This is a genomic window from Leclercia sp. 119287 (assembly GCF_009734485.1).
In the GTDB taxonomy this organism is placed as follows: Bacteria; Pseudomonadota; Gammaproteobacteria; order Enterobacterales; family Enterobacteriaceae; genus Enterobacter; species Enterobacter adecarboxylatus_C.
The window spans coordinates 3111096-3136977 of record NZ_CP046445.1; the positions used below are offsets into that span (position 1 = coordinate 3111096).

The following is a 25882-nucleotide window of genomic DNA, read 5'->3' on the forward strand; positions in this document are numbered from 1 at the left end:
AAAGCCGTACACCTGTGGAACAAGGAGACAGAGATGAATAATAAGGGCTCCAGCCTGACCCCGGCTCAGGCACTGGAAACGCTGGATGCGCTGTACGACCAGGCGGTCAACGCCCTGCGCAGCGCCATCAGCGACTATATTAAAGACGGAACGCTCCCCGATGCAGAGGCCAGAATCAATGGCCTCTTTGTTTATCCATCGCTTTCAGTGACCTGGGATGGTAGCGCCACCAATACGCCGAAGACCCGCGCCTATGCGCGATTCACCCACGCGGGATGCTACTCCACCACCATTACCCGCCCGACGCTGTTTCGCCCGTATCTGGAAGAGCAGCTGACGCTGCTGTATCAGGATTACGGCGCCCATATCACCGTGGAGCCGTCGCGCCATGAGATCCCCTATCCGTATGTTATCGACGGCTCAGAGCTGACGCTGGACCGCTCCATGAGCGCGGGCCTGACGCGCCACTTCCCGACCACCGAGCTGTCGCAGATCGGGGATGAGACCGCCGACGGGATCTACCATCCGGCGGAGTTTTCCCCGCTTTCGCACTTTGACGCCCGCCGCGTCGATTTTTCCCTGGCGCGCCTGCGTCACTACACCGGCACCCCGGCTGAACATTTCCAGCCGTTCGTGCTGTTCACCAACTACACCCGCTATGTGGATGAGTTTGTGCGCTGGGGTTGCAGCCAGATCCTCGATCCTGACAGCCCGTACATCGCCCTCTCCTGCGCGGGTGGGATCTGGATCACCGCTGAAACCGAAGCCCCGGAGCAGGCCATCTCCGACCTGGCGTGGAAGAAGCATCAGATGCCGGCCTGGCACCTGGTGACCGCCGATGGTCAGGGCATTACCCTGATCAACATCGGCGTTGGCCCCTCGAACGCCAAAACCATCTGCGATCATCTCGCGGTGCTGCGCCCGGACGTCTGGCTGATGATTGGCCACTGCGGCGGGCTGCGTGAAAGCCAGCTGATTGGCGATTACGTGCTGGCCCACGCCTACCTGCGTGACGATCATGTCCTGGATGCGGTACTGCCGCCGGACATTCCGATCCCGAGCATTGCCGAAGTGCAGCGGGCGCTGTACGACGCCACCAAAGAGGTGAGCGGCATGCCGGGCGAAGAAGTTAAGCAGCGACTGCGCACCGGAACGGTGGTCACGACCGACGACCGGAACTGGGAGCTGCGCTACTCGGCATCGGCGCTACGCTTTAACTTAAGCCGCGCGGTGGCTATCGACATGGAGAGCGCCACCATCGCCGCCCAGGGCTACCGCTTCCGTGTGCCTTACGGCACCCTGCTGTGCGTCTCTGATAAGCCGCTGCACGGTGAAATTAAACTCCCCGGCCAGGCGAACCGTTTTTACGAGGGGGCGATCTCTGAGCATCTGCAGATTGGCATTCGCGCCATCGACCTGCTGCGTGCCGAAGGCGATAAGTTGCATTCACGCAAACTGCGTACCTTTAACGAGCCGCCGTTCCGCTAATCATAAAAAAGGAAAGTTATGCAAACCACATCCCCGCTCTCTGCCCTGCGCCAGTGGCTGGAAACCCAGGCGCTGGATGGCATTATCGTTCCGCGTACCGATGCCTTTCAGAGCGAATATTGCCACCCGCATGACGATGTTCTCGCCTGGCTGACCGGCTTTGACGGCTCGGCGGGCCACGCCCTGATCCTGCGCGATCGCGCCCTGCTGTTTGTCGACGGACGCTATCAGGTACAGGCCCGCGAACAGGTGGATCTGGCTGAGATTGAGATCCTGCATCTGCACAACGATCCGCTCGCGGAGTGGCTGCACCGGCATGTTGAAGCAGGCTCCCGTATTGCCTTTGAAGCGCTGCTGATGACCAATGCCCAGTATGAGGCGCTGAACGCCAGCCATTGCGAATTGATTGCCCTGAATGATTCGCCGTTCGACAGTTTGTGGCAGGATCGCCCGGCCCCGCCCGTCGGCGCGATCCGCGAGATGCCGGTGGAAATCAGCGGCGAGAGCAGCGCTGACAAGCGCCAGCGCGTCGCCGCCATTCTCGCCGGGCAGAATGCTGATTATCTGGCCATCACCCAGCCGGACAACATTGCCTGGCTGCTGAACGTGCGCGGCAGCGATATTCCGACCAGTCCGGTGCCTAACTCGTTTGCCCTGCTGAGCCGCGAGGGCGCGGTGGAGTGGTTTGTCATCCCGGAGAAAACGCAGGGTCTGTCAGCATCGCTGCTGGAGAGCCTGGTGCTGGCTCCTGAAGCCGATTTTCTGCCGCGCAGCCAGCTGCTGTGTGCGGGGAAACGCGTGATGGTGGACGCCGATTCAGCGCCTGTCGCCCTGCGCTTTGCCGTTGAGCCGAAGGGGGAGATCGTCTGGCACGCCGACCCGATCACCGCTATGAAAGCCCATAAAAACCCGACCGAGCTGGCGGGCTACCGCGACAGCCATCAGCAGGACGGCGTGGCGTGGGTCAACTTCCTGGCCTGGCTGGCGCACGAGGTGCCCCGCCGCGAGGCCGCGGGCAATCCCCTTACGGAGCTGGAAGCGCAGGCCCAGCAGCTGGCATTCCGCCAGCAGAGACCAGGCTTTATCGAGCAGAGTTTTGCCACCATTTCCGCCTCGGCCAGCAATGCGGCGATGTGTCATTACCACTCCAGCGAGCAGACCAATGCCGCCATTACCCGCGACCACTTTTATCTGAACGATTCCGGCGGCCAGTACCATAACGGCACCACCGATGCCACGCGTACGCTGGCCTTCGGTCCGCTGAGCGCCCAGTGTCGTCAGCACTACACCGCGGTGCTGAAAGGCTTTTTATCGCTCATCTCCCTGCAGTTCCCGTCCGGGACCTGCGGACATCAGATAGATGCCTTCGCACGGCGTGGGCTGTGGGAGCTGGGGCTCGATTTTGATCATGGCACCGGACACGGCGTAGGCCATCAGCTGCTGATCCATGAGAATCCACAGCGTATTGCTAAGAAGGTCAATCCGTGGCCGCTGGTGGCAGGCAATATCATCACCATCGAGCCGGGCTATTATCTGGCCGATGCGTATGGGATCCGCATTGAAAATCAGGTGGAGATTGTGGAGAGCCTGCCGGGCTTCTGCCGCTTCGCGTCCCTGACGCTGGCGCCGATTGACCTGAGCCAGGTGGAGCTGCATCTGCTGAGCGAAAAAGAGATCCAGTGGCTGGATGCGTATCACCAGCAGGTACGCGAGACGCTCTCGCCGCACGTTAACAGCGATGCGCTACCGTGGCTGGTTGCGGCGACGGCACCGGTACAGAGGTAGTCTGGCTGACGCCCTCACCCACCGGGTGAGGGCGAACCTGCAAAAGCAAAAAGCCCGCTTAAGTTTCCTTAAGCGGGCTTCTTAAATATGGCTCCTCTGACTGGACTCGAACCAGTGACATACGGATTAACAGTCCGCCGTTCTACCGACTGAACTACAGAGGAATCGTGTGAACGGGGCGAATATTAGCGATGCCACCTGGCGTTGTCAAAGGCAGAATGCAGATTTTGCATCGTTTGCCGATTTATTCCCCACTTTGCGCATTTACCACCCGTTCTGACGCTACAACCGTCACATTGTCACGCTGCGGTCGTGGGTATTTCTTCAGCCAGCGCCCGCTGACCATTCGCCAGTAGAACAGCGCTCCGCGTACCGCCCAGTCGAGGAACATCCCCAGCCAGACCCCGACAACGCCCATCCCCAGCATGATCCCCAGGGTGTAACCCGCCACAACGCGACAGCCCCACATCCCAAGCATCGAGACCCACATCGCAAAGCGGGCATCGCGCGCCCCTTTCAGCCCGGCAGGCAATACCCACGAGGCGGCCCAGATCGGCATAAAGGCGGCGTTCAGCCAGATGAGGATCACTACCACATCCTTAACGTCCTGCTCATGGGTGTAGAACGAGGCCATCAGGCTGGCGAACGGCGCGGTTCCCCAGGCAATAGCGGTCAGGCCGATGGTCGAGAGCCAGAAGACGTGGCGTAGCTGACGCTCCGCCTGGCCGATCTGGCCCTTCCCAAGTCGTTTACCGGTGATAATGGTGGAGGCCGAGCCGAGGGCGTTGCCCGGCAGGTTGATCAGTGCCGCGATGGAGAAGGCGATAAAGTTACCGGCAATCACGTCGGTACCCATTCCTGCTACGAACATCTGGGTCAGCAGTTTGCCGCCGTTAAACAGCACAGATTCAATGCTGGCAGGCACGCCGATGCCCATCACTTCCCAGATAATGGCGAAGTTGAGCGGTTTGAAATAGCTCTTAATGCTGATGCGCAGCGACGGGTTAAAACCGACCGCCAGCACTACGATGATGGCGATGGCACCGATATAGCGCGAGATTGTCAGCCCCAGACCCGCCCCGACAAAGCCGAGCCCGTCCCAGGAGAAGAGGCCGTAAATCAGCACGCTGCTGATGATAATGTTCAGGATGTTCATCCCGCCGTTAATCAGCAGCGGGATTTTGGTGTTCCCCGCTCCGCGCAGTGCCCCGCTGCCAATCAGCGCAATCGCCGCGGCCGGATAGCTCAGCACCGTCATCTCGAGATACGACAGCGCCAGCGCTTTCACCTCGCCGGTGGCCTCGCCAGCCACCACGTTGATGATCTCTTCACCGAAATAGTGGATCACCGCCGCCAGCACAATGGAGAACAGGGTCATGATCACCAGCGACTGCCTGGCAGCGGCCCTCGCCCGTCGCGGATCGCGTTTCCCCAGGCTAAAGGCCACCACTACCGTGGTCCCGAGATCGATCGCCGCAAAGAATGAAATGATCACCATGTTAAAGCTGTCGGCCAGCCCAACCCCCGCCATCGCCTCTTTGCCGAGCCAGCTGACAAGGAAGGTGCTAAGCACCCCCATCAGCAGGACACAGGTGTTTTCCAGGAAGATAGGCACGGCAAGGGGGGTGATTTCGCGCCAGAAGAGAACCTTGTAGCTCTTACGTTTGGTATACCAGGGCGTGCGCATCACGGCCTGGCGTAAAGCGGAGGTGACGTTCAAAATGGACCTTAGCGAGAAAAGTTGAAACTCCATTTCAAATGATGAGGGAGAAATGCAGATCCTGCAAAGTATTTCCCACAAAAATATGTTGGTAATTACGTCAAACTGACGACGGAATCAGCAGTTGATCGAAATCAGGTAAGATCAGGTTTGACAAAAGTTTTTTCGCCGCTAAGATAACGCTCCACAACGATTCCTCTGTAGTTCAGTCGGTAGAACGGCGGACTGTTAATCCGTATGTCACTGGTTCGAGTCCAGTCAGAGGAGCCACATTTAAGAAGCCTGCTTTCGAGCAGGCTTTTTGCTTTTCCGGGTTCGGCAAACCGGGGACAAAAAAAAGCCCCCCGACAGGTCGGAGGGCTTAGTTTGTTCAGCGACGCTTATTCGCCTTTGGCTTCAGCGTGCTTCATCTCGCCCATGACTTTCAGCTTTTTCGAGATTTCACGACGCTCTTTAGAGATCTCAGCATTTTTGATGATGTAGTCGTCTACGCGATCTTCGTAGTCGCTTTTCATGCTGGCGATAATGCCCTGGATAGCTTCAACGCTCATGCCTGGTTTGATGTAATCGCTCAGGTTGTCCAGCAGCAGAACACGCTTCTGGTTGTCACGGATCTTTTTCTCAACGTCCTGGATTTCACGTTGCAGTTTGTTCTTGCGGCGGAACAGGCGGACGAATTCCAGAACATCCTGGAAAGAAGGCTTGGTAGTTTCCATTTTTACACCCCTGATAATGTGAGATTCGGATTCGTTTAAACAACCGCGATGCCGTTAACCTTACTGACAGCGATTGCTGATGACAATAATTTTTCCTTTGTCCCTATCATAACCTCAATTTCTGCTGAATCGAAGCAGCAGGCAACACAACCACGCATAGCCGCTTTTTATTTGCGCAATGCCCGGCAGATAAGATGTGACAACAGTTCCAGCTGACGCGCAAGCTCCATGCTCAACCATACATAGCCGTGAATGGGCGTTTCCGCCACGTTTTCACTGGGTCGATCGTTGATCAGCTGGCGCAGCTCGGCAACGATTTCGTTCAGCCGCTCGGTATTGGCCAGAATCGGCTGCGGATTACCTTCGTAGAGCGCATGAGCGATGGTGAGCAGCGTCTGCTGCGTCATCTGCTGGGTCTCTTTTAAAGTCCGGGCATTCAGCATCACAAAATGGCTGGCCCGGGAGGCCCAGTGGGCGTTGATTTGCAGCTCCAGCATGCAGACCAGATTGCGGCTGACGGTCTGGATAGCTTCGAAAATGGCTTTCTGGATATGGGTTTCTTTGCTGGCAGGAGTAATCAGTCCGCGCATTTTGACCACGTCGTTGAGGATGGTTTGCAGATGTTTTTCCAGCCGTGGACGTTCCACCAGGTTAGGGGAAAAGCCCGCCTGATAGACCCGATTGAAGGCGGTGACATAGTTCGCCATCTGGATACGCCAGTGCAGGAACGCCCGCTGCGGCCAGATACCGGTAAACAGCATCGCCAGCAGAGAACCGAGGATCACGTCGCCGCTTCGCCACAGGGCGGTATGCATATCCCCGGTGGGCGCGCCTATTACCACCGCAAGGGTGATCCCGATAAGCAACGACTGATAGGGCCGCTTACCCAGCGCCAGCCAGCCGCAGAGGAACATCGCCGCCGCGCACCACAGCAGCATCAGCGGCAGAGAGATTAGCTCCAGCTTCAGGGCAATCAACCCCAGTGCCGAACCCAGAATGGTGCCGCCAATGCGCTCAAACGCGCGCGGCACCACGTTGCCCCAGAAGGAGATGGGCCCCATGATGACTACCAGGGTAATCAGCGGCCATGTCCCTTCCGGCACGTCCAGCAGACGCACCAGTAAAAAGGTAAGGACAAACGCCAGCGCGATACGGCACCCGTGTACGGTGCGGTAATGGCGATATAGTCGAATTTCAAAAGGCGTCAGAGTTTTGTCGGGGCGCACACGCTCTCCAGCATTACGGCAAACCCTGATTGTACTGCGTTTTCTGCCGGAGTGGTGGCACCCGGCAGAAAAACCCTGTGAAGACTGAGCATACCTGCAGCGTTACGCGACCCGGTTTTGTACCGGAATAAACATCTCGATATCCCAGTAGCCGTCGGCGTTACCGTCGTTCAGGTAACGTTCGAAGCAGGGTTTCGGTGCGATCTGGTAATCGCCATCTTCAAGCAGGCTGTCGAAAAACAGGTTCCAGGGGGTGGCGAAGTCATAATTCTCAACGCGGGCGGTGGCTACCGCGTACTCGCCTTCGGCTACTTCAGTGAGGATCACCCCTTCACTGTTGGTGGGGATGACAAAATCGTCCGGCACGGTGACCACCGTGTCGCAGCGTAACTTTTCAGCGGGCACTTCATCCGGATTATCATAATAGACGGCCACCCACTCCAGCGGCTGAATATGCTTGCCGTCTACCCACATCACCAGTTGCTCAAAACCCTGCTTAACCGTTTGCTCCCAGGGGCCAACCATATGAAAACCGGCGATTTTGCGTTTGTTCTGGTGCTTGATGCTGTAGTCCATGCTGCCTCCGATTGGTTACTGTATATACATACACTGTAATGCAGAGAAAAGCGGTTTAACAATGATGATCTGTCTATTATGCGAGCAGGCTCGCACAGTCGCCAGCCTGCTCATCCTGCCGTCAGGCTTTGTGGTGCAGATAGTCGCTCAGGCGTGAGAACATCCCACCTTTACCCACCCCTTCCAGGGTCACCAGCGGCCAGTGGGCGACCACTTTATCGCGATCGTACAGCTCGATCTCCCCGACCCGCTGATGCGCGGCAATCGGCGCTTCCAGCTCTTTTTTATCCAGCACATATTTGGCTTTAATGTTCGGCAGCTCCGCCTTCGGCAGCGCCAGCCAGAAGTCCTGATCGGTGCCCAGCGAAATCTGCTCTTTATCGCCGTACCAGATACGCTCGATGCCTACCTGCTTACCGTTACGCAAGATCTGCACGGTATCGAAGTTCTGCTGTCCCCAGTGCAGCAGCTTGCGCGCCTGATCCTCACGACCTTTTGGACTCTCGGCCCCCATAATGACGGCAATCAGGCGGCGCTGACCGTCCACGGCAGAGGCGATCAGATTAAAGCCGGCACCGGAAGTGTGACCGGTTTTCAGGCCATCAACGCTGAGGGACTTATCCCACAGCAGGCCGTTACGGTTCTGCTGGGTGATGCCGTTCCAGGTCAGGCTCTTCTCGCTATACATGTGATAAAACGCCGGCTCACCGTGAATGATGGCACGGGAAAGCACCGCCAGGTCGTACGCCGAGCTATGCTGGCCCGGGGCGTCCAGACCGTGAACCGTTTCAAAATGGGTATCGCGCAGATTCAGCTTTTTAACGTAGTCGTTCATCATGGTGACGAACTGAGGCTGTCCGCCCGCCACGTAATCGGCCAGCGCCACGCAGGCGTCGTTGCCGGAGTCGACAATCAAACCGCGACTAAGATCGCGCACCGACACCTGCTCGCCCGCCTTCAGGAACATCAGCGAGGAGCCGTCAAACACCGAATTGCCTTTGGCCCAGGCATCCTGTCCAACCGTGACCATATCGTCCGGGGTGATGCGATGGCTGTCGATGGCGCGATCCACCACATAGCCGGTCATGAGCTTGGTCAGGCTGGCCGGATTACGCTGCTGATGTTCGTTGCCCGCCGTTAAAATCTGCCCCGTCGTATAATCCATCAGCACCCAGGAGCCTGCCTGGATGGCTGGCGGCTGCGGCGCATAGTTAATCGGATCGGCAGCCAGCGCGGAAGAAATGCTCAAAGTGAGTAAAGAAACAGCAATAAACAGACGGCGTTTCAACGGTATATCCTCAGGTCATTTAAAATCGTTGCCCTTTTTACGGAAGTTTTCCGCTGGATACCTGGAATAATTGCAAAAAAATGTGACAGCACGCAGGTTTTTCCCGGACGATGCCTCGCAAATTTGCAGGCTGAGGGCGCTTTTCCTTCGGCGTGCCAGGCCGGATGGTTTACCATAGTGGTGTCACTCATAAACAGGATGGTATTACTGGTGTCTGACTCCGCCGCGCTGCCTACATTTTTATTCCACGATTACGAAACCTTTGGCACCAGCCCCTCGCTGGATCGCCCTGCTCAGTTTGCCGCGATCCGCACCGATGCCGATTTCAATATCATCGGCGAGCCGGAGGTGTTCTTTTGCAAACCCGCAGATGACTATCTGCCCCAGCCCGGTGCGGTGATGGTCACCGGCATTACGCCGCAGGAAGCCCGGGAGAAAGGGGTGAATGAAGCGGAGTTTGCCCGTCGCATTCACGACCTGTTTACCGTGCCCAACACCTGCGTGGTGGGCTACAACAACGTGCGCTTCGATGACGAAGTGACCCGGCATATTTTTTACCGCAACTTCTACGATCCCTATGCCTGGAGCTGGCAAAATAAGAACTCACGCTGGGATCTGTTGGACGTGATGCGCGCCTGCTATGCCCTGCGCCCGGAGGGGATCGTCTGGCCTGATAATGAAGACGGGCTACCCAGCTTCCGCCTGGAACATCTGACCCGCGCGAACGGCATTGAACACAGCAACGCCCATGACGCGATGGCGGACGTCTACGCCACTATCGCCATGGCGAAGCTGGTGAAGACCCGGCAGCCGAAGCTGTTCGAGTACCTGCTCAGCCATCGCAGTAAACAGAAACTCACCACCCTGATAGACGTGCCGCAGATGAAGCCGCTGATGCACATCTCCGGGATGTTTGGCGCCTGGCGCGGGAATACCAGCTGGGTGGCCCCGCTGGCCTGGCACCCGGAAAACCGCAACGCGGTGATTATGGTTGATTTGGCCGGGGATATTACCCCCTTGCTGACGCTTGAAAGCGACGCCCTGCGCGAGCGGCTGTACACGCCGAAAGAGGCGCTGGGCGACGATGCTGCCGTGCCGGTGAAGCTGGTGCATATTAACAAGTGCCCGGTATTGGCCCCCGCCAATACCCTGCGTCCGGACGATGCCGAACGGCTGGGTATCGACCGTCAGCACTGCCTGGACAACCTGAAACGGCTGCGTGAGAACCCGCAGGTGCGCGAAAAGGTGGTGGCGATTTTTGCCGAGGCGGAGCCGTTTGTCCCGTCAGAGAACGTTGATGCCCAGCTCTATAACGGCTTTTTCAGCGATGCTGACCGCTCTGCCATGAATATTGTTTTGCAGACCGATCCCCGTAACCTGCCCGCACTGGATATCACCTTTGCCGACCAGCGCATCAACAAGCTGATCTTTAACTACCGGGCGCGTAATTTCCCCGGCACGCTGGATGAGGCCGAGCAGGAACGGTGGTTGCAGCATCGCCGCAATGTGTTTACGCCGGAGTATTTGCAGGCTTACGCCCAGGAGCTGGAGATGCTCTATGGCGAGTATGAAGGCAATGCTGAAAAGCAGGCGCTGTTGAAGGCGCTGTATCAATATGCGCAGGAGATTGTGTAAGCACAGGATATAAAAAAACCGGAGGCGATGTTCTCCGGTTTTTTTTGCTTTGCCCGGCGGCGCTACGCTTGCCGGACCTGGAGGTTTGTTATGCTACGTCTTCGTACTGAGGAACCGGGTTGCGGAAGCTTTTGGTTACGCATGCCAGGTAAATCAGGCCGATACCACCCCAGATCAGACCCAGAACCATTGAGCTCTCTTCCAGGTTGATCCACAGCGCACCTACAGTCAGCGCGCCACATACCGGCAGCAGCAGGTAGTTGAAGTGGTCTTTCAGCGTTTTGTTGCGCTTCTCACGGATCCAGAACTGAGAGATCACGGAGAGGTTAACAAAGGTAAAGGCAACCAGCGCACCGAAGTTGATCAGCGCAGTCGCGGTAACCAGGTCGAAGTTAATCGCCAGCAGCGCAATGGCACCCACCAGCAGCACGTTCCATGCCGGGGTACGCCATTTCGGATGAACATAACCGAAGAAGCGAGTCGGGAACACGCCATCACGGCCCATCACGTACATCAGACGGGAAACGCCTGCGTGTGCCGCCATACCGGATGCCAGAACGGTGACGCTGGAGAAGATCAGCACGCCCCACTGGAAGGTTTTACCGGCAACATACAGCATGATTTCTGGCTGTGACGCGTCCGGATCTTTGAAGCGAGAGATATCCGGGAAGTACAGCTGCAGGAAGTAAGAAGCACCGATAAAGATGATGCCGCCAATCAATGCCGTCAGGAAGATAGCGCGCGGAATCACACGCTCAGCGTCTTTGGTCTCTTCAGACAGAGAAGAGATGCCGTCGAAGCCGAGGAACGAGAAGCACAGGATAGTCGCACCGGTGATCATAGGCACCACATGCGCGCCTTCAGACCAGAACGGACGGGTGCTGGTCAGCGTACCTGCGCCTTCACCGTGAGAAACGCCGTAAATGATCAGACCCACGATCACCGCAACAATCCCCATCTGCAGGATAACAATCAGGGTGTTGAAGTTGGCAACGGTCTTGATGCTGCGCAGGTTAGAGATGGTCATAAAGGCCACCAGCGCCACAACGAAGATCCACGACGGTACGGAAGGCACCAGCGCTTCGAAGTAAATTTTCGCCAGAAGGATGTTGATCATCGGCATGAACAGGTAGTCCAGCAGGGATGACCAGCCCACCATAAAGCCGACAGCCGGGCTAATGGACTTCTGAGCATAGGTGTACGCAGAGCCTGCGGACGGGAAGCGGCGAACCAGCTTGCCGTAGCTCAGCGCGGTAAAGAGGATCGCGATCAGCGCAAAGGCATATGCCGTTGCAACGTGACCGTCAGTGAGGCCTGAGACGATACCAAACGTATCGAACAGCGTCATCGGCTGCATATAGGCAAGGCCCATCATAACAACCGGAATCAACGTAAGCGTTTTACGTAATTCCACGCGAGAGGTTTTTGGAGTTGCGTTATGCGACATAGTTATTCTCCTTTACGGTGAATACCGCCACGTAAGCGAATGATTGCCCCATTTCTTTCTTCCTCAGCGACAACAACTGTCGGATTTTAGTAAATATCTATCCGGTACGAAGCCCGGCCTCTTGGATTTAATGGTTTTCTTACATGCAAAAAAAAATAACCGACGCCTTTTATATCGTCGATTATTCCATGTTTGCTGCGGCGCATTTTCCCTAAATGATAGTGAAAATGCAAGAGATCGAAAGGCATCCTAAAGTTAAATTTTTATTTAATCGCCTGATTTCTCAGCGGCGCCCTGTGCATAAACGGCAGCGATAGCACTATTTGCTAAAATTTCTTGTCGCCACCATGCACTGGCAAGCCCCGCGGTCTGCTCATTCCAGCCAATCCATACGGAATCATAGCTGGATTGCGCGATGACCTGTTTCTCTACCAGCGCACCGCTTTCAATAAAGCGCTGGGCTAAATAACGTGGCAGATAGCCGCAGCCTAAGCCGCTAATTTGCAGCTCCAGCTTGGTTTTATAATCAAATACGGTAATAGCTTCCTGATCGTCCAGTAGCTGGGAAGAGACCGCGCAGCCGGGTAAGGAACTGTCACCCACCACGATAGCGCGATAATTTTTGATCGTCCGGCGATTCACCGGCTCCGGCTCCTGGGCCAGCGGATGGTGTGGAGCGATGACAAATACCTGTTCCAGTTGCCCGAGACAGGCAAAGCCAAAATCGCTGAGCTGCGGCGGCTCATGCAGTGCGCCGACGACAACATCCGCCCGCCCCTGCACCAGCGACTCCCAGGAGCCGGCCAGCACGCCATTGATAAACTTGAGACGGGTAACGCTGTGTCGCTCGTAAAAGGCCTCGATAAGCGGTGCCAGCAGGGAAAACGGAAAGGTATCATCGACTCCGATAATCAGCTCGTTTTCCCAGCCCTGATGCAGTTTAACGGCCTGCTTTTCCAGCTCACGTACCGTATGCAGTACGTCCCGCCCTTTCTCCAGCAGCATTTGCCCGGTTCGGGTAAAGCGCGCCCGGTGGCCGGAGCGGTCCAGGATCTGAATATTAAGATCGCTTTCGAGCTTGTGAACGGTGTAGCTGAGCGCTGAGGGGGTTTTAAAGAGCTTCGCCGAGGCCGCAGCAAAGCTCCCCTCCTTTTCCAGTGCATCAAGGATAATAAGGACATCCAGCAGCGGTTTCATGCTCACCCCCTTGTGGTGCGCTTACGCTCCGCCAGCGGCGTTACTCCATAGGCATAACCAGCGGATCGGGAAAGAGATACTCAAATCCCAGTTCATGACAGATGCGGTTCCCATCAATCAATTTGCCCTTCCCCTCTCCGGGGGCATCGTGGAAGTGCGGCGGTGCCAGGCCGAGCTGACGCGACATCACCGGATAAAATGTACTGCGTGTTGGATGAGAGGGCGCACATATATTATAGATGTGCCCGCCCTTCGGGGCCTGTAATAGCAGGGTAATTGCGCCGATCACGTCTTCAAGATGCACCAGATTGACGCCATGTTGTCCATCAGGTGCTGATTTTCCGGCAAAAAAACGACCGGGATGACGACCGGGCCCCACCAGCCCCGCCAGGCGTAATATATCCACCTGGGTGCCGGGTAAATTATGCAGCCAGTCTTCCAGCTCTTTTAATACCCGCCCGCTGGCCGTCACCGGCTGGCGCGGCATATTCTCTTTCACCGCGCCTTCCACATCGCCATATACCGACGTGGAGCTGGTGAAAATAATGCGGGGAATATGGTACGCCAGGGCGCTGTCGACAATTTCCTGGACTGCCTGCAGATAATAAGACTCCCCCGGCCCGGTGCGACGCGCCGGCAGCGTGATCACCAGCGCATCCACATCACTCATCAGCGTATCCAGATCGTCGGTGTTGCACACCAGCTCTGGCTCCAGGCGCAATTCAACGCTTTCGATGCCGCACATTCGCGCCGCTTCGACCCCATCCGCTGTGGTTTTACTGCCGGTGACCTCCCAGCCCCGCGCCAGTAGCGACATGGCCAGCGGCATTCCAAGCCATCCCAGACCGACAATTGCGACCTTTTTCATGCGTTTTCTCCTGACGTTTACGCCTCTGCTTTAAGGCTACGCCAGCCATACGCAACTGACAATTGATAGCACCAATATGAAATCATTTAATGATTAAAAAAAGCCCTTGCTTTATGTAGCGCAAGTGGTTTAGGTTAAACGACATCACATGAATAAGCATTCATCGAGAATTTTATGACACGCGTTCAATTTAAACACCACCATCATCACCATCATCCTGACTAGTCTTTCAGGCGATGTGTGCTGGAAGACAGTTAGATCTTCCAGCGGTGCATGAACGCAAGAAAAAGCCCCCGGAAGATCATCTTCCGGGGGCTTTTTTTTGGACCGTATTCAGGCAAGTTACAACAGGATCATGAGGAACCGACAATGTTAGATAATTCACGTTTACGCATAGCTATGCAGAAATCAGGTCGTCTTAGCGACGACTCCCGCGAACTGCTGGCCCGCTGCGGCATTAAAATTAACCTGCACACTCAGCGCCTGATTGCGCTGGCAGAGAACATGCCGATTGATATTCTGCGCGTGCGTGACGACGACATTCCGGGCCTGGTCATGGACGGCGTAGTGGATCTGGGCATCATTGGCGAAAACGTGCTGGAAGAAGAGCTCCTGACCCGCCGCGCGCAGGGAGAAGACCCGCGCTACTTTACCCTGCGTCGCCTGGACTTTGGCGGCTGCCGCCTGTCGCTGGCGACCGCGGCAGACGAACCCTGGGACGGTCCGGCTTCCCTGAACGGCAAGCGTATCGCGACTTCCTACCCTCACCTGCTGAAGCGTTACCTCGATCAGAAAGGGGTGCAGTTCAAATCCTGCCTGCTGAACGGCTCTGTCGAAGTGGCCCCGCGTGCCGGCCTGGCTGACGCGATTTGTGACCTGGTCTCCACCGGCGCCACCCTGGAAGCCAACGGCCTGCGCGAAGTGGAAGTGATCTACCGCTCCAAAGCCTGCCTGATCCAGCGCGACGGCGAGATGCCGGAAGCCAAACAGCAGCTGATTGACCGCCTGCTGACCCGTATTCAGGGGGTGATCCAGGCCCGCGAATCGAAATACATCATGATGCACGCCCCGACCGAGCGTCTGGATGAAGTCATTGCCCTGTTGCCGGGTGCTGAACGCCCAACCATTCTGCCGCTGGCAGGGGATCAGCAACGCGTGGCGATGCATATGGTCAGCAGCGAAACCCTGTTCTGGGAAACTATGGAAAAACTGAAAGCGCTGGGCGCCAGCTCAATCCTGGTGTTGCCGATTGAGAAGATGATGGAGTAACAACCATGACTTTTAACACCGTTATCGACTGGAACACCTGTAGCGCAGAACAGCAGCGTGAATTGCTGATGCGCCCGGCCATCTCTGCGTCGGAAAGCATTACCCGCACCGTGGCGGAAATTCTGGAAAATGTGAAAACCCGTGGCGACGATGCCCTGCGGGAGTACAGCGCGAAATTCGACAAAACCGAGGTCGGCGCGCTGAAGGTAAGCGAGCAGACGATTGCCGAAGCCGCCGCGCGTCTCAGCGATGAGTTAAAGCAGGCGATGGCCGTCGCGGTGCAGAACATTGATACCTTCCACACCGCGCAGAAGCTGCAAACCGTCGATGTGGAAACCCTGCCCGGCGTGCGCTGCCAGCAGGTGACCCGTCCGGTCGACTCGGTGGGCTTGTATATTCCGGGTGGCTCCGCCCCCCTCTTCTCAACCGTATTGATGCTGGCGACCCCTGCCCGTATCGCCGGCTGTCGCAAAGTGGTGCTCTGCTCTCCGCCGCCGATTGCCGATGAAATTCTGTATGCCGCGCAGCTGTGCGGCGTGCAGGAGATTTTCAACGTCGGCGGGGCGCAGGCTATCGCGGCGCTGGCGCTGGGCACCGAATCTGTGCCGCGGGTGGATAAAATCTTCGGGCCGGGCAATGCGTTTGTGACCGAAGCCAAGCGTCAGGTCAGCCAGCGGCTGGACGGCGCGGCCATCGATATGCCGGCCGGCCCGTCGGAAGTGCTGGTCATCGCCGACAGCGGCGCGACGCCTGATTTCGTGGCCTCCGATTTGCTCTCCCAGGCAGAGCACGGCCCGGACTCGCAGGTGATCCTGCTGACGCCGGATGCCGGTATGGCAAAACGCGTGGGCGAAGCGGTTGAACGTCAGCTGGCCGATCTGCCGCGTGCAGAAACCGCCCGCCAGGCGCTCTCCGCCAGCCGCCTGATCGTGGCCCGGGATCTGGCCCAGTGCATCGCTATCTCCAACCTCTACGGCCCTGAGCACCTGATCATTCAGACCCGCAACGCCCGTGAGCTGGTGGACAGCATCACCAGCGCCGGTTCGGTGTTCCTTGGTGACTGGTCCCCGGAATCCGCAGGCGATTACGCCTCCGGAACCAACCACGTGCTGCCGACCTACGGCTATACCGCCACCTGTTCCAGCCTGGGACTGGCGGATTTCCAGAAGCGCATGACCGTGCAGGAGCTTTCCCGCGAGGGCTTTGCCTCACTGGCCTCTACCATCGAAACGCTGGCCGCCGCCGAACGTCTGACCGCCCACAAAAATGCCGTGACGCTGCGCGTTGCCGCCCTGAAGGAGCAAGCATGAGTATTGAAGAGTTAGCCCGCGACAACGTTCGCGCCCTGACCCCATATCAGTCTGCCCGCCGTCTGGGTGGTAATGGCGATGTCTGGCTGAACGCCAATGAATTCCCCACTGCCGTCAGCTTCGAGCTGACCCAGCAGACGCTGAACCGCTACCCGGAGTGTCAGCCGAAAGCGGTGATCGAGAACTATGCGGCCTATGCCGGGGTACAGCCGGAGCAGGTGCTGGTCAGCCGCGGGGCGGATGAAGGCATTGAACTGCTGATCCGCGCCTTCTGCGAGCCGGGTAAAGACGCGGTGCTCTACTGCCCGCCGACCTACGGGATGTACAGCGTCAGCGCCGAAACCTTTAACGTTGAGCTGCGTAAAGTGCCTGCTCTGGAAAACTGGCAGCTCGATTTGCAGGGCATTGCCGACAATCTCGACGGCGTGAAGGTGGTGTTTGTCTGCAGCCCGAACAACCCCACCGGCCAGTTGATTAACCCGCAGGATATCCGCACGTTGCTGGATATGACCCGCGGTAAAGCGCTGGTGGTGGCCGATGAAGCCTATATTGAGTTTTGCCCGCAGGCGACGCTTGCCGGCTGGCTGGCGGAGTATCCGCACCTGGTGATCCTGCGTACCCTGTCAAAAGCCTTCGCCCTGGCCGGGCTGCGCTGCGGTTTTACGCTGGCGAATAAAGAGGTGATTGATCTGCTGATGAAGGTGATTGCGCCTTATCCGCTCTCGACGCCGGTAGCGGATATCGCCGCCCAGGCGCTGTCGCCAGACGGCATCACCGCCATGCGGCGTCGTGTGGCGCAGATCGTCGACGAGCGTACGTATCTAGTCAGCCAGTTAAAAACTATCCCCTGCGTGGAGCAGGTTTTCGACTCGGAAACCAACTATATTCTGGCGCGTTTTACCGCCTCGAGTGCAGTGTTTAAATCTTTATGGGATCAGGGCATTATCTTACGAGACCAGAACAAACAACCCTCTTTGAGTGGCTGCTTACGCATTACCGTGGGCACCCGGGAAGAGAGCCAGCGCGTTATCGACGCCCTGAATGCGGAGAAAGTATGAGCCAGAAGTACCTTTTTATCGATCGTGACGGCACTATCATTTCGGAACCACCCAGTGATTATCAGGTCGATCGTTTCGACAAGCTGGCCTTTGAAGCCGACGTTATTCCGGTGCTGCTGAAACTGCAGAAAGCCGGTTTTAAGCTGGTGATGATCACTAATCAGGACGGCCTCGGCACTAATAGCTTCCCGCAGGCTGATTTTGACGGCCCGCACGACCTGATGATGCAGATCCTCACCTCTCAGGGCGTGGTGTTTGATGAGGTGTTGATTTGTCCGCATCTGCCTGCCGACAACTGCGACTGCCGTAAGCCGAAAGTGAAGCTGGTTGAGCAGTACCTGGCAGACACGGCGCTGGATAAAGCCAACAGCTATGTCATCGGCGATCGCGCTACGGATATCGAGCTGGCGACCAACATGGGCATCACCGGCCTGCGCTATCAGCGTGAGGGTCTGAACTGGGCGATGATTGGCGATCAGCTGACCAAACGGGACCGCTACTCCCACGTGGAGCGCAATACCAAAGAGACGCAGATTGACGTCAAGGTGTGGCTGGATCGCGAAGGCGGCAGCAAGATCCACACCGGCGTGGGCTTCTTCGATCATATGCTGGATCAGATCGCCACCCATGGCGGCTTCCGCATGGAGATCGGCGTTAAGGGCGATCTCTACATTGACGATCACCATACCGTGGAAGATACCGGCCTGGCGCTGGGTGAAGCGCTGAAGCTGGCGCTGGGTGACAAGCGCGGCATCAGCCGTTTTGGCTTTGTACTGCCGATGGATGAGTGCCTGGCTCGCTGTGCGCTGGATATCTCCGGCCGCCCGCACCTGGAATATAAAGCCGACTTTACCTATCAGCGCGTGGGCGACCTGAGCACCGAGATGGTTGAGCACTTTTTCCGCTCCCTCTCCTACACCATGGGCCTGACGCTGCACCTGAAAACCAAAGGTAAGAACGATCACCACCGCGTGGAGAGCCTGTTTAAGGCCTTCGGCCGCACCCTGCGCCAGGCCATTCGCGTGGAAGGCGATACCCTGCCGTCGTCGAAAGGAGTGCTGTAATGAACGTGGTGATCCTCGATACCGGCTGCGCCAACCTCAATTCGGTGAAATCCGCGATTGCCCGCCACGGTTACGACCCGCTGGTCAGCCGCGACCCGGATGTGGTGCTGCACGCAAGCAAACTCTTTTTACCGGGCGTCGGTACGGCGCAGGCGGCGATGGATCAGATCCACCAGCGTGAGCTGGTTGATCTGATTAAAGCCTGTACCCAGCCGGTGCTGGGTATCTGTCTGGGCATGCAGCTGCTGGGGCGTCGCAGTGAAGAGTCCAACGGCGTGGATCTGCTGGGCATCATCGACGAGGACGTGCCGAAAATGACCGACCACGGCCTGCCGCTGCCGCACATGGGCTGGAACCAGGTCTATCCCAAAGCGGGCGATCGACTGTTCCGCGGTATTGAGGACGGAGCGTATTTCTATTTCGTGCACAGCTACGCGATGCCGGTAAACGCGAATACCATCGCCCAGTGCCATTACGGCGAGCCCTTCACCGCCGCGGTGCAGAAAGACAATTTCTACGGCGTGCAGTTTCACCCGGAGCGTTCCGGGGCCGCTGGCGCGCAGTTGCTGAAAAACTTCCTGGAGATGTAATGATTATTCCCGCTTTAGATTTAATTGACGGCACGGTTGTTCGTCTGCACCAGGGCGATTACGGTCAGCAACGCGACTACGGCAACGATCCGCTGCCGCGTCTGCAGGACTATGCCGCGCAGGGAGCCGAGGTGCTGCACCTGGTTGACCTGACCGGCGCGAAAGATCCGGCCAAACGCCAGATCCCACTGCTGAAAAAACTGGTCGCGGGCGTGAACGTTCCGGTCCAGGTTGGCGGCGGCGTGCGCACCGAAGAGGACGTAGCGGCGCTGCTGGAAGCCGGCGTGGCGCGCGTGGTGGTGGGCTCTACGGCGGTAAAAGATCCTGAGACGGTACAGGGCTGGTTCAGGCGCTTTGGCGCCGACGTGCTGGTGCTGGCGCTGGACGTGCGTATCGACGAACAGGGTAACAAACAGGTCGCGGTCAGCGGCTGGCAGGAGAACTCCGGCGTGACCCTGGAAGCGCTGGTGGAGCGCTATCTGCCGGTGGGTCTGAAGCATGTTTTGTGCACTGATATCTCCCGCGACGGCACGCTGGCCGGTTCTAACGTGTCGCTGTATGAAGAGGTCTGTGCCCGTTATCCACAGGTGGCGTTCCAGTCATCCGGCGGCATTGGTGATTTGAATGATATTGCCGCCCTGAACGGGACTGGTGTACGTGGGGTCATCGTTGGGCGCGCCCTGCTGGAAGAAAAATTTACGGTTAAGGAGGCGATTCAATGCTGGCAAAACGGATAATTCCTTGTCTCGACGTGCGTAATGGTCAGGTCGTAAAAGGCGTGCAGTTTCGCAACCACGAGATTATCGGCGATATCGTTCCCCTGGCAAAACGCTATGCGGAGGAAGGTGCGGATGAGCTGGTCTTCTACGATATTACCGCCTCAAGCGATGGCCGTGTGGTGGATAAAAGCTGGGTCGCGCGCGTTGCGGAAGTGATTGATATTCCTTTCTGCGTAGCGGGTGGGATTAAATCGGCAGACGACGCGTCAAAGATCCTCTCCTTCGGCGCCGACAAAATTTCCATTAACTCCCCTGCCCTGGCCGATCCTGAGCTCATCACCCGTCTGGCCGATCGTTTTGGCGTACAGTGTATCGTGGTCGGGATTGATACCTGGTTTGACGACGCCACCGGCAAATATCACGTCAATCAATATACCGGCGATGAGAGCCGTACCCGCGTCACCCAGTGGGAGACGCTGGACTGGGTGCAGGAAGTGCAGAAGCGCGGCGCGGGTGAGATCGTGCTGAACATGATGAACCAGGATGGCGTACGTAACGGCTATGACCTGGCGCAGCTGAAAAAAGTGCGCGAGGTATGCCATGTGCCGCTGATCGCCTCTGGCGGCGCGGGTACGATGGAGCACTTCCTTGAAGCCTTCCGCGATGCCGACGTTGACGGCGCGCTAGCGGCCTCGGTGTTCCACAAGCAGATTATTAATATTGGTGAGTTAAAAACGTTCCTGGCAAATCAGGGCGTGGAGATCAGGGTATGTTAACAGAGCAACAACGTGCGCAGCTGGACTGGGAAAAAACTGACGGCTTAATGCCGGTGGTCGTGCAGCACGCGGTATCCGGTGAAGTGCTGATGCTGGGTTATATGAATCAGGACGCGCTGGCGAAGACCATCGACAGCGGCAAAGTGACCTTTTTCTCGCGCACTAAACAGCGTCTGTGGACCAAGGGCGAAACCTCCGGCCATTTTCTGAACGTGGTCAGCATCACCCCGGACTGCGATAACGATACCTTGCTGGTACTGGTGAACCCAATCGGGCCGACCTGCCATCTGGGCACCAGCAGCTGCTTTGGCGATGCCAGCCACCAGTGGCTGTTCCTGTATCAGCTGGAACAACTGCTGGCCGAGCGCAAAACTGCCGACCCGGAAAGCTCCTACACTGCGAAGCTCTATGCCAGCGGCACCAAGCGCATTGCGCAGAAAGTGGGCGAAGAAGGCGTAGAGACAGCCCTGGCCGCGACCGTTAACGACCGGGCTGAGCTGACAAATGAAGCCTCTGACCTGATGTATCACCTGCTGGTGCTGCTGCAGGATCAGGACCTGGATTTAACGACGGTGATTGAGAATCTGCGACAGCGACACAAATAAAAAAACCGGGGAAACCCGGTTTTTTTCAGCTTGCAGGCCTGTATCAGGCTCTGGTCTGGTAGTTGCGCAGAGCGTTACGACCTAAGACGACGCCAGAGCCAATAATCCCACCCAACAGTACCGCGAGGATCAGTACGATTGAACGTTTCGGGCTGTCACGGCGAATCGGCAGATCTGGCTTCATTACGTAACGATACGCATGGATGGTGGTGGGATCGATTTTCAGTTTCTGAATATCGAGCAGTTTCTGTTTGTTTTGATAGTAGCTGTCGGACAGCGTCAGCGGACGTGAAGATTCATGAGCAATCATGGATTGCAACGCTTCGGTACCTAACAGAAACATTGATTCTTGCGTAACATCTTGTGTCTGCTGAATTTTTGGGGTTGTAACGTTTGCTGCCTCAGCATATTTCAATGCTTCCGTGATCTGTTTGATCCGCAGATCTTTTTGCTCCTGAGCGATGGTTTCCTGGTTACTCAGTACATCCTTCAAGCTGATGATCTGCTGCTTAATGTTATCGTTAAGATCTACTTGAAGCTCTTTTTGAATCAGCTCATCTACCTGCTGAATATATTGCGCCACCTGCTTTTGCGCCGCTTCTGCCGAGCCACTTACATATTTGATACTTAAAGGGAAATCCTGACCTCTTACTGCAGGCTCGATAGTCAGTTTTTCTGCGTCAGTCTTGTTTTCCAGCGTCTGGGAAAGCGCAGAGAAAGAGGCGTTATAGCGCGTGATTACGCTTTCTTGAATTTCGGTTAATTTCGGCGCATTACTACCATAAAGGATATTTAGCGCGTTGCTGTAACTGCCTATTTGAGCTGCATCAGGTTGAGCGATAATCGCGGTAGATGTCCATTTCTCTTTGGCAAAAGCCAGGTATGCACCGGCAACCACTAGAGCGATAACGACAAACGCAGCGATTAACCATTTCCCACGCCACAGCTGTACCAAAAGATCAATCAAATCAATCTGCTCAGGGTCACTGCTTCGCGTGACCACGTTATTGTTGTTCTGCGTCATATAATCCTTAGAAGGCCAAAAAGCGCAAATAATAAAGTTTCAGATATAGTTTATCGATTGTTGACGGATTTTCTATAGGAATCCGATTAGCCATATCGAAAATATGATGTTTGGGAACCCTGCGCATCGCGTTATCATACCTTAAATCCGGTATTTAACGCACCGGGCATGGTAAGTAACAGATGAGGACAGTTATGAAATTTCTGGTCACTGGCGCAGCGGGTTTTATCGGCGCTTATGTCAGCAAACGGCTCCTGGATGCCGGGCATCAGGTTGTGGGTATCGACAACCTCAATGACTATTACGATGTGAGCCTGAAGCAGGCGCGTCTTGATCTGCTAACATCCGCGAACTTTACTTTCCATAAGCTTGATCTGGCAGATCGAGAAGGTATGGCTGTTCTCTTCGCTGCGGAAAAATTTGATCGCGTGATCCATCTCGCCGCTCAGGCGGGCGTACGTTATTCCCTGGACAACCCACATGCCTATGCCGAAGCCAATCTGGTAGGTCATCTGAACGTGCTGGAAGGCTGTCGTCATAATAAGGTGCAACACTTGCTATATGCATCTTCAAGCTCCGTTTACGGACTAAACCGTAAGATGCCTTTCTCTACCGACGATTCCGTTGATCATCCGGTATCGCTGTATGCCGCGACTAAAAAAGCTAACGAACTGATGTCGCACACCTACTCGCATCTGTATGGACTGCCAACGACCGGCCTGCGCTTCTTTACCGTATATGGCCCCTGGGGCCGTCCCGACATGGCGCTGTTTAAATTCACCAAAGCCATGGTGGAAGGAAAAAGCATTGACGTTTATAACTTCGGTAAGATGAAGCGCGACTTTACCTATATCGATGATATTGCCGAAGCGATTGTTCGCCTGCAGGATGTGATCCCGCAGGCTGACAGCGAGTGGACCGTTGAATCAGGCTCCCCGGCCACCAGTTCCGCCCCTTATCGTGTCTATAATATCGGTAACAGCTCGCCTGTCGAACTGATGGATTACATCACGGCGCTGGAAGAGGCGTTAGGCATTGAAGCGGACAAAAACCTGATGCCGATTCAGCCTGGTGATGTGCTGGAAACCAGCGCGGATACTACGGCGCTGTATGACGTCATAGGCTTTAAGCCGCAGACCTCGGTTAAAGAAGGCGTGAAGAACTTCGTTGACTGGTATCGCGAATTTTACAAAGTCTAAAAAAAGCCCGGCGATTACGCCGGGCTTTTTCATGCTACAGAGCAATCAGTCACTGCCAAAAAGATCGCGGGTATAGACCTTATCCGCCACGTCAGACAGTTCTTCCGCCATCCGGTTGGAGATAATCACGTCCGCTTCTTTCTTGAAGGCATCCAGATCGCGAACCACACGTGAATGGAAAAATTCATCTTCTTTCATTACCGGTTCATAAATGATGACCTGAACGCCCTTCGCCTTAATACGTTTCATGATCCCCTGAATGGATGAAGCACGGAAGTTATCCGACCCGCTCTTCATAATCAGACGGTACACGCCCACGACTTTGGGCTGTCGTGCCAGGATAGAGTCGGAGATGAAGTCCTTACGCGTGCGGTTAGCATCTACAATCGCAGAGATTATGTTGTTCGGTACGGCCTGGTAGTTGGCCAGCAGCTGCTTGGTATCTTTCGGCAAACAGTAACCGCCGTAACCAAAGGAAGGGTTGTTATAGTGGTTGCCAATACGCGGATCAAGGCAGACGCCTTCGATGATCTGCCGGGTGTTCAACCCCAAGCTCTCAGCGTAGCTGTCCAGCTCGTTAAAGTAGGCGACACGCATTGCCAGATAAGTATTGGCAAAGAGTTTGATAGCTTCAGCTTCTGTCGCATCGGTAAACAGGACATTGATGTCTTTTTTAATGGCGCCTTCCTGCAGCAGAGCAGCAAAACGTTCCGCTCGCTCCGAGCGCTCCCCAATGACGATACGTGACGGGTGCAGGTTATCGTACAATGCCCTGCCCTCACGCAGAAACTCCGGTGAGAAAATGACATTATCGATACCCAGCTCTTCTTTGATGGATTGGGTAAAGCCGACAGGAATGGTCGATTTAATGATCATCACGGCGTTCGGGTTAATCGCCGTTACATCCTTAATCACCGCTTCTACGCTTGAAGTGTTGAAATAGTTGGTTTTCGGATCGTAGTCAGTTGGCGTCGCAATGATCACATAATCCGCACCGCTGTAGGCGTCAACTTTGTCTGTCGTGGCACGAAAATTCAACGGCTTATTGGTCAGATAGTCCTGGATCTCTTTATCCACTATTGGCGAGATCTTCTGGTTAAGCATATCAACCTTGGCCTGCACGATATCCAGAGCCACCACTTCATGGTGCTGTGCAATCAGGATCCCGTTAGAGAGACCCACATAACCTGTTCCTGAGATTGTTATTTTCATTGATTTAACTTCTTTGAGATTAAGTGTCCGGGGACGACTGCCGCCCCACCGCAATGAGCAACTTTTGGGGTTTGTACCTCGTATGCTGAGTTGATGTCAAGGCGAATGGCTGGCTGCAGAATGGGACGATTGCAGTGGTTTATGCTGCATTATAGCCCTTCGGATAAACCAGGTTAGGCAACACGGGGATTGTATAGATAAAAAACCCAGGTGAGCTTAACCAGGTATCGCTACATGACTGAGTTAAATCAGATTAATCCAGCTAACTTGAGGTGAAAAACGGTAGTTTAACCAGTTCCTTCATTTCAGAATATTGTGATAAGGGAATGCTACTTCTTTCACGCATAGAGCTACGCTTTTAAATGCACTTTTCACCAAATTTATTTTTTGCTAAAATGTAAAAATAATTGATCAAACTCATCAGGAATAAAATGAAAATTCATGCATTAAGTGATGTAAAATCGAAGAACATTGGTTCAGGTACGACTGTTTGGCAATATGCAGTGATATTTGAAAATGCTGTAATTGGTGAGAACTGCAATATTTGTGCACATACACTTATAGAAAATAAAGTACTCATTGGCAATAATGTAACAATAAAATCAGGTGTATATTTATGGGATGGAATTACATTAGAGGATAATGTATTTATTGGTCCTTGCGCTGCATTTACCAATGATATGTACCCACGTTCCAAACATTATTCAGCTGAATATCCAAAGACTCTTATAAAAAAAGGTGCATCAGTTGGCGCGAACGCAACAATCTTGCCAGGAATAACAATAGGCTACAATAGTATCGTTGGAGCCGGGTCTGTTGTAACAAAAGATATCCCTGACAATGTTATTGTTGCAGGTAATCCGGCTAAAATTATTCGCTCTATTATGGGTGAATAATATATCTACATTAGCCTCGTACTCGCATTAAATTTCATTTACTTTATGCCGAGTGGCAAAGTAATTAATGTGATAGATAGTAAGTCAAAAATTGTTTTACCATTGCTTCATACTATTTCATTTGTTATAGCAGATAGCTTCCTTAATGTTTTAGATTAAGCGCGTTAGAAAATAATCACAAATCTTTAAACAAAAAAGCCTGAGTCCGCAAATT

Annotated in this window: 24 protein-coding genes, 2 tRNA genes, 1 pseudogene and 1 other annotated feature; of the genes and pseudogenes, 15 read left to right on the plus strand and 12 right to left on the minus strand. The window is 55.3% G+C overall.

Translation table 11 applies throughout. The annotated features are described in order from the left end of the window. Positions 1-33 precede the first annotated feature (33 nt). The gene (locus GNG27_RS15090) at positions 34-1488 is read left to right on the plus strand and encodes an AMP nucleosidase (RefSeq protein WP_156264171.1); all 1455 of its coding nucleotides are present in this window, start codon (positions 34-36) and stop codon (positions 1486-1488) included. 18 nt (positions 1489-1506) lie between these two features. Then, complete coding sequence (locus GNG27_RS15095) at positions 1507-3273, plus strand: aminopeptidase P family protein (protein ID WP_156264172.1); 1767 nt, start codon at positions 1507-1509, stop codon at positions 3271-3273. Positions 3274-3361: 88 nt separating this feature from the next. On the opposite strand, the gene GNG27_RS15100 is transcribed toward GNG27_RS15095, so the two are convergent. Both GNG27_RS15100 and GNG27_RS15105 read right to left on the minus strand, forming a co-directional pair. Further along, a tRNA-Asn gene (locus tag GNG27_RS15100) sits at positions 3362-3437 on the minus strand. Between the two features lie 80 nt (positions 3438-3517). Beyond that, positions 3518-5026, minus strand: a complete 1509-nt coding sequence (locus tag GNG27_RS15105) for an EmmdR/YeeO family multidrug/toxin efflux MATE transporter (protein ID WP_156264173.1) — start codon at positions 5024-5026, stop codon at positions 3518-3520. Between the two features lie 161 nt (positions 5027-5187). On the opposite strand from GNG27_RS15105, the gene GNG27_RS15110 reads away from it, so the two are divergent. Next, positions 5188-5263 (plus strand) — tRNA-Asn (locus GNG27_RS15110). Positions 5264-5373: 110 nt separating this feature from the next. Here GNG27_RS15110 and GNG27_RS15115 read toward each other — a convergent pair. From GNG27_RS15115 to dacD, 4 genes are all read right to left on the minus strand, one after another. Further along, positions 5374-5709, minus strand: a complete 336-nt coding sequence (locus tag GNG27_RS15115) for a DUF496 family protein (protein WP_103180181.1) — start codon at positions 5707-5709, stop codon at positions 5374-5376. A 167-nt stretch (positions 5710-5876) separates the two neighbouring features. Next, positions 5877-6935 carry an FUSC family protein gene (locus GNG27_RS15120; protein ID WP_156264174.1) on the minus strand — a complete coding sequence of 353 codons (1059 nt, stop codon included), beginning with the start codon at positions 6933-6935 and terminating at the stop codon, positions 5877-5879. Between the two features lie 102 nt (positions 6936-7037). Continuing rightward, complete coding sequence (sbmC, locus tag GNG27_RS15125) at positions 7038-7511, minus strand: DNA gyrase inhibitor SbmC (RefSeq protein WP_142486344.1); 474 nt, start codon at positions 7509-7511, stop codon at positions 7038-7040. 121 nt (positions 7512-7632) lie between these two features. Then, entirely contained in the window at positions 7633-8805 is a 1173-nt protein-coding gene (gene dacD / locus GNG27_RS15130; protein WP_156264175.1) for a serine-type D-Ala-D-Ala carboxypeptidase DacD, read from the minus strand. Between the two features lie 204 nt (positions 8806-9009). Between dacD and sbcB the strand changes: the two genes are divergently transcribed. Beyond that, complete coding sequence (gene sbcB, locus GNG27_RS15135) at positions 9010-10434, plus strand: exodeoxyribonuclease I (protein ID WP_156264176.1); 1425 nt, start codon at positions 9010-9012, stop codon at positions 10432-10434. An 88-nt stretch (positions 10435-10522) separates the two neighbouring features. On the opposite strand, the gene GNG27_RS15140 is transcribed toward sbcB, so the two are convergent. The 4 genes and pseudogenes from GNG27_RS15140 to GNG27_RS15155 all read right to left on the minus strand — a co-directional run bounded on the left by GNG27_RS15140 (position 10523) and on the right by GNG27_RS15155 (position 13946). Then, positions 10523-11881: an APC family permease gene (locus tag GNG27_RS15140; protein ID WP_185902373.1), complete on the minus strand. Its 1359-nt coding sequence runs from the start codon at positions 11879-11881 to the stop codon at positions 10523-10525. After that, complete coding sequence (yoeI, locus tag GNG27_RS23900) at positions 11871-11933, minus strand: membrane protein YoeI (RefSeq protein ID WP_138370007.1); 63 nt, start codon at positions 11931-11933, stop codon at positions 11871-11873. The genes GNG27_RS15140 and yoeI overlap by 11 nt, the downstream gene beginning before the upstream one ends. Positions 11934-12092: 159 nt before the next feature. Beyond that, a pseudogene (locus GNG27_RS15150) lies at positions 12093-13078 on the minus strand (LysR family transcriptional regulator). Positions 13079-13118: 40 nt separating this feature from the next. Then, the gene (locus tag GNG27_RS15155; RefSeq protein ID WP_142486349.1) at positions 13119-13946 is read right to left on the minus strand and encodes an SDR family oxidoreductase; all 828 of its coding nucleotides are present in this window, start codon (positions 13944-13946) and stop codon (positions 13119-13121) included. A 174-nt stretch (positions 13947-14120) separates the two neighbouring features. Between GNG27_RS15155 and hisL the strand changes: the two genes are divergently transcribed. The 9 genes from hisL to hisIE all read left to right on the plus strand — a co-directional run bounded on the left by hisL (position 14121) and on the right by hisIE (position 21337). Beyond that, positions 14121-14171 (plus strand): his operon leader peptide, encoded by a 51-nt coding sequence (gene hisL / locus GNG27_RS15160; RefSeq protein WP_001364200.1) that lies wholly within the window; start codon positions 14121-14123, stop codon positions 14169-14171. Further along, positions 14147-14270, plus strand: a sequence feature (His leader region). It overlaps the preceding gene by 25 nt. A 45-nt stretch (positions 14271-14315) precedes the next feature. Then, positions 14316-15215, plus strand: coding sequence for an ATP phosphoribosyltransferase (hisG, locus tag GNG27_RS15165; RefSeq protein WP_103180189.1), 900 nt, complete (start codon positions 14316-14318; stop codon positions 15213-15215). A 5-nt stretch (positions 15216-15220) separates the two neighbouring features. Next, positions 15221-16525, plus strand: a complete 1305-nt coding sequence (gene hisD / locus GNG27_RS15170; RefSeq protein ID WP_156264178.1) for a histidinol dehydrogenase — start codon at positions 15221-15223, stop codon at positions 16523-16525. Continuing rightward, a complete protein-coding gene (gene hisC, locus GNG27_RS15175; protein WP_156264179.1) occupies positions 16522-17583 on the plus strand; it encodes a histidinol-phosphate transaminase in 1062 nt (353 codons plus the stop codon). The genes hisD and hisC overlap by 4 nt, the downstream gene beginning before the upstream one ends. After that, entirely contained in the window at positions 17580-18647 is a 1068-nt protein-coding gene (gene hisB, locus GNG27_RS15180; RefSeq protein ID WP_156264180.1) for a bifunctional histidinol-phosphatase/imidazoleglycerol-phosphate dehydratase HisB, read from the plus strand. Before hisC ends, hisB begins: the two co-directional genes overlap by 4 nt. Beyond that, entirely contained in the window at positions 18647-19237 is a 591-nt protein-coding gene (hisH, locus tag GNG27_RS15185; protein WP_156264181.1) for an imidazole glycerol phosphate synthase subunit HisH, read from the plus strand. Before hisB ends, hisH begins: the two co-directional genes overlap by 1 nt. Further along, positions 19237-19974: a 1-(5-phosphoribosyl)-5-[(5-phosphoribosylamino)methylideneamino]imidazole-4-carboxamide isomerase gene (hisA, locus tag GNG27_RS15190; RefSeq protein ID WP_156264182.1), complete on the plus strand. Its 738-nt coding sequence runs from the start codon at positions 19237-19239 to the stop codon at positions 19972-19974. The genes hisH and hisA overlap by 1 nt, the downstream gene beginning before the upstream one ends. Then, the gene (hisF, locus tag GNG27_RS15195; RefSeq protein WP_142486355.1) at positions 19956-20732 is read left to right on the plus strand and encodes an imidazole glycerol phosphate synthase subunit HisF; all 777 of its coding nucleotides are present in this window, start codon (positions 19956-19958) and stop codon (positions 20730-20732) included. Before hisA ends, hisF begins: the two co-directional genes overlap by 19 nt. Further along, on the plus strand, positions 20726-21337 hold the full coding sequence (hisIE, locus tag GNG27_RS15200) for a bifunctional phosphoribosyl-AMP cyclohydrolase/phosphoribosyl-ATP diphosphatase HisIE (RefSeq protein WP_142486356.1): 612 nt from the start codon (positions 20726-20728) through the stop codon (positions 21335-21337). Before hisF ends, hisIE begins: the two co-directional genes overlap by 7 nt. 43 nt (positions 21338-21380) lie before the next feature. On the opposite strand, the gene wzzB is transcribed toward hisIE, so the two are convergent. Next, positions 21381-22361 carry an LPS O-antigen chain length determinant protein WzzB gene (gene wzzB, locus GNG27_RS15205; RefSeq protein WP_156264183.1) on the minus strand — a complete coding sequence of 327 codons (981 nt, stop codon included), beginning with the start codon at positions 22359-22361 and terminating at the stop codon, positions 21381-21383. A gap of 194 nt (positions 22362-22555) precedes the next feature. Between wzzB and GNG27_RS15210 the strand changes: the two genes are divergently transcribed. Further along, on the plus strand, positions 22556-23560 hold the full coding sequence (locus GNG27_RS15210) for an NAD-dependent epimerase (protein WP_156264184.1): 1005 nt from the start codon (positions 22556-22558) through the stop codon (positions 23558-23560). A 45-nt stretch (positions 23561-23605) separates the two neighbouring features. Here the strand turns inward: GNG27_RS15210 and ugd are convergent, their stop codons facing one another. Beyond that, positions 23606-24772 (minus strand): UDP-glucose 6-dehydrogenase, encoded by a 1167-nt coding sequence (gene ugd, locus GNG27_RS15215; protein ID WP_142486359.1) that lies wholly within the window; start codon positions 24770-24772, stop codon positions 23606-23608. A gap of 431 nt (positions 24773-25203) precedes the next feature. Between ugd and GNG27_RS15220 the strand changes: the two genes are divergently transcribed. Next, on the plus strand, positions 25204-25668 hold the full coding sequence (locus tag GNG27_RS15220; RefSeq protein ID WP_156264185.1) for an acyltransferase: 465 nt from the start codon (positions 25204-25206) through the stop codon (positions 25666-25668). Positions 25669-25882 lie beyond the last annotated feature (214 nt).

Coding starts and splice junctions, on each gene's coding strand:
- hisG (WP_103180189.1), top strand. CDS start 14,316: ATGTTAGATAATTCACGTTTACGCATAGCTATGCAGAAATCAGGTCGT.
- GNG27_RS15090 (WP_156264171.1), top strand. CDS start 34: ATGAATAATAAGGGCTCCAGCCTGACCCCGGCTCAGGCACTGGAAACG.
- hisIE (WP_142486356.1), top strand. CDS start 20,726: ATGTTAACAGAGCAACAACGTGCGCAGCTGGACTGGGAAAAAACTGAC.
- GNG27_RS15220 (WP_156264185.1), top strand. CDS start 25,204: ATGAAAATTCATGCATTAAGTGATGTAAAATCGAAGAACATTGGTTCA.
- ugd (WP_142486359.1), bottom strand. CDS start 24,772: ATGAAAATAACAATCTCAGGAACAGGTTATGTGGGTCTCTCTAACGGG.
- hisC (WP_156264179.1), top strand. CDS start 16,522: ATGAGTATTGAAGAGTTAGCCCGCGACAACGTTCGCGCCCTGACCCCA.
- hisD (WP_156264178.1), top strand. CDS start 15,221: ATGACTTTTAACACCGTTATCGACTGGAACACCTGTAGCGCAGAACAG.
- hisA (WP_156264182.1), top strand. CDS start 19,237: ATGATTATTCCCGCTTTAGATTTAATTGACGGCACGGTTGTTCGTCTG.
- sbmC (WP_142486344.1), bottom strand. CDS start 7,511: ATGGACTACAGCATCAAGCACCAGAACAAACGCAAAATCGCCGGTTTT.
- hisB (WP_156264180.1), top strand. CDS start 17,580: ATGAGCCAGAAGTACCTTTTTATCGATCGTGACGGCACTATCATTTCG.
- GNG27_RS15155 (WP_142486349.1), bottom strand. CDS start 13,946: ATGAAAAAGGTCGCAATTGTCGGTCTGGGATGGCTTGGAATGCCGCTG.
- GNG27_RS15095 (WP_156264172.1), top strand. CDS start 1,507: ATGCAAACCACATCCCCGCTCTCTGCCCTGCGCCAGTGGCTGGAAACC.
- hisF (WP_142486355.1), top strand. CDS start 19,956: ATGCTGGCAAAACGGATAATTCCTTGTCTCGACGTGCGTAATGGTCAG.
- GNG27_RS15115 (WP_103180181.1), bottom strand. CDS start 5,709: ATGGAAACTACCAAGCCTTCTTTCCAGGATGTTCTGGAATTCGTCCGC.
- GNG27_RS15105 (WP_156264173.1), bottom strand. CDS start 5,026: ATGGAGTTTCAACTTTTCTCGCTAAGGTCCATTTTGAACGTCACCTCC.
- wzzB (WP_156264183.1), bottom strand. CDS start 22,361: ATGACGCAGAACAACAATAACGTGGTCACGCGAAGCAGTGACCCTGAG.
- hisH (WP_156264181.1), top strand. CDS start 18,647: ATGAACGTGGTGATCCTCGATACCGGCTGCGCCAACCTCAATTCGGTG.
- GNG27_RS15210 (WP_156264184.1), top strand. CDS start 22,556: ATGAAATTTCTGGTCACTGGCGCAGCGGGTTTTATCGGCGCTTATGTC.
- GNG27_RS15140 (WP_185902373.1), bottom strand. CDS start 11,881: ATGTCGCATAACGCAACTCCAAAAACCTCTCGCGTGGAATTACGTAAA.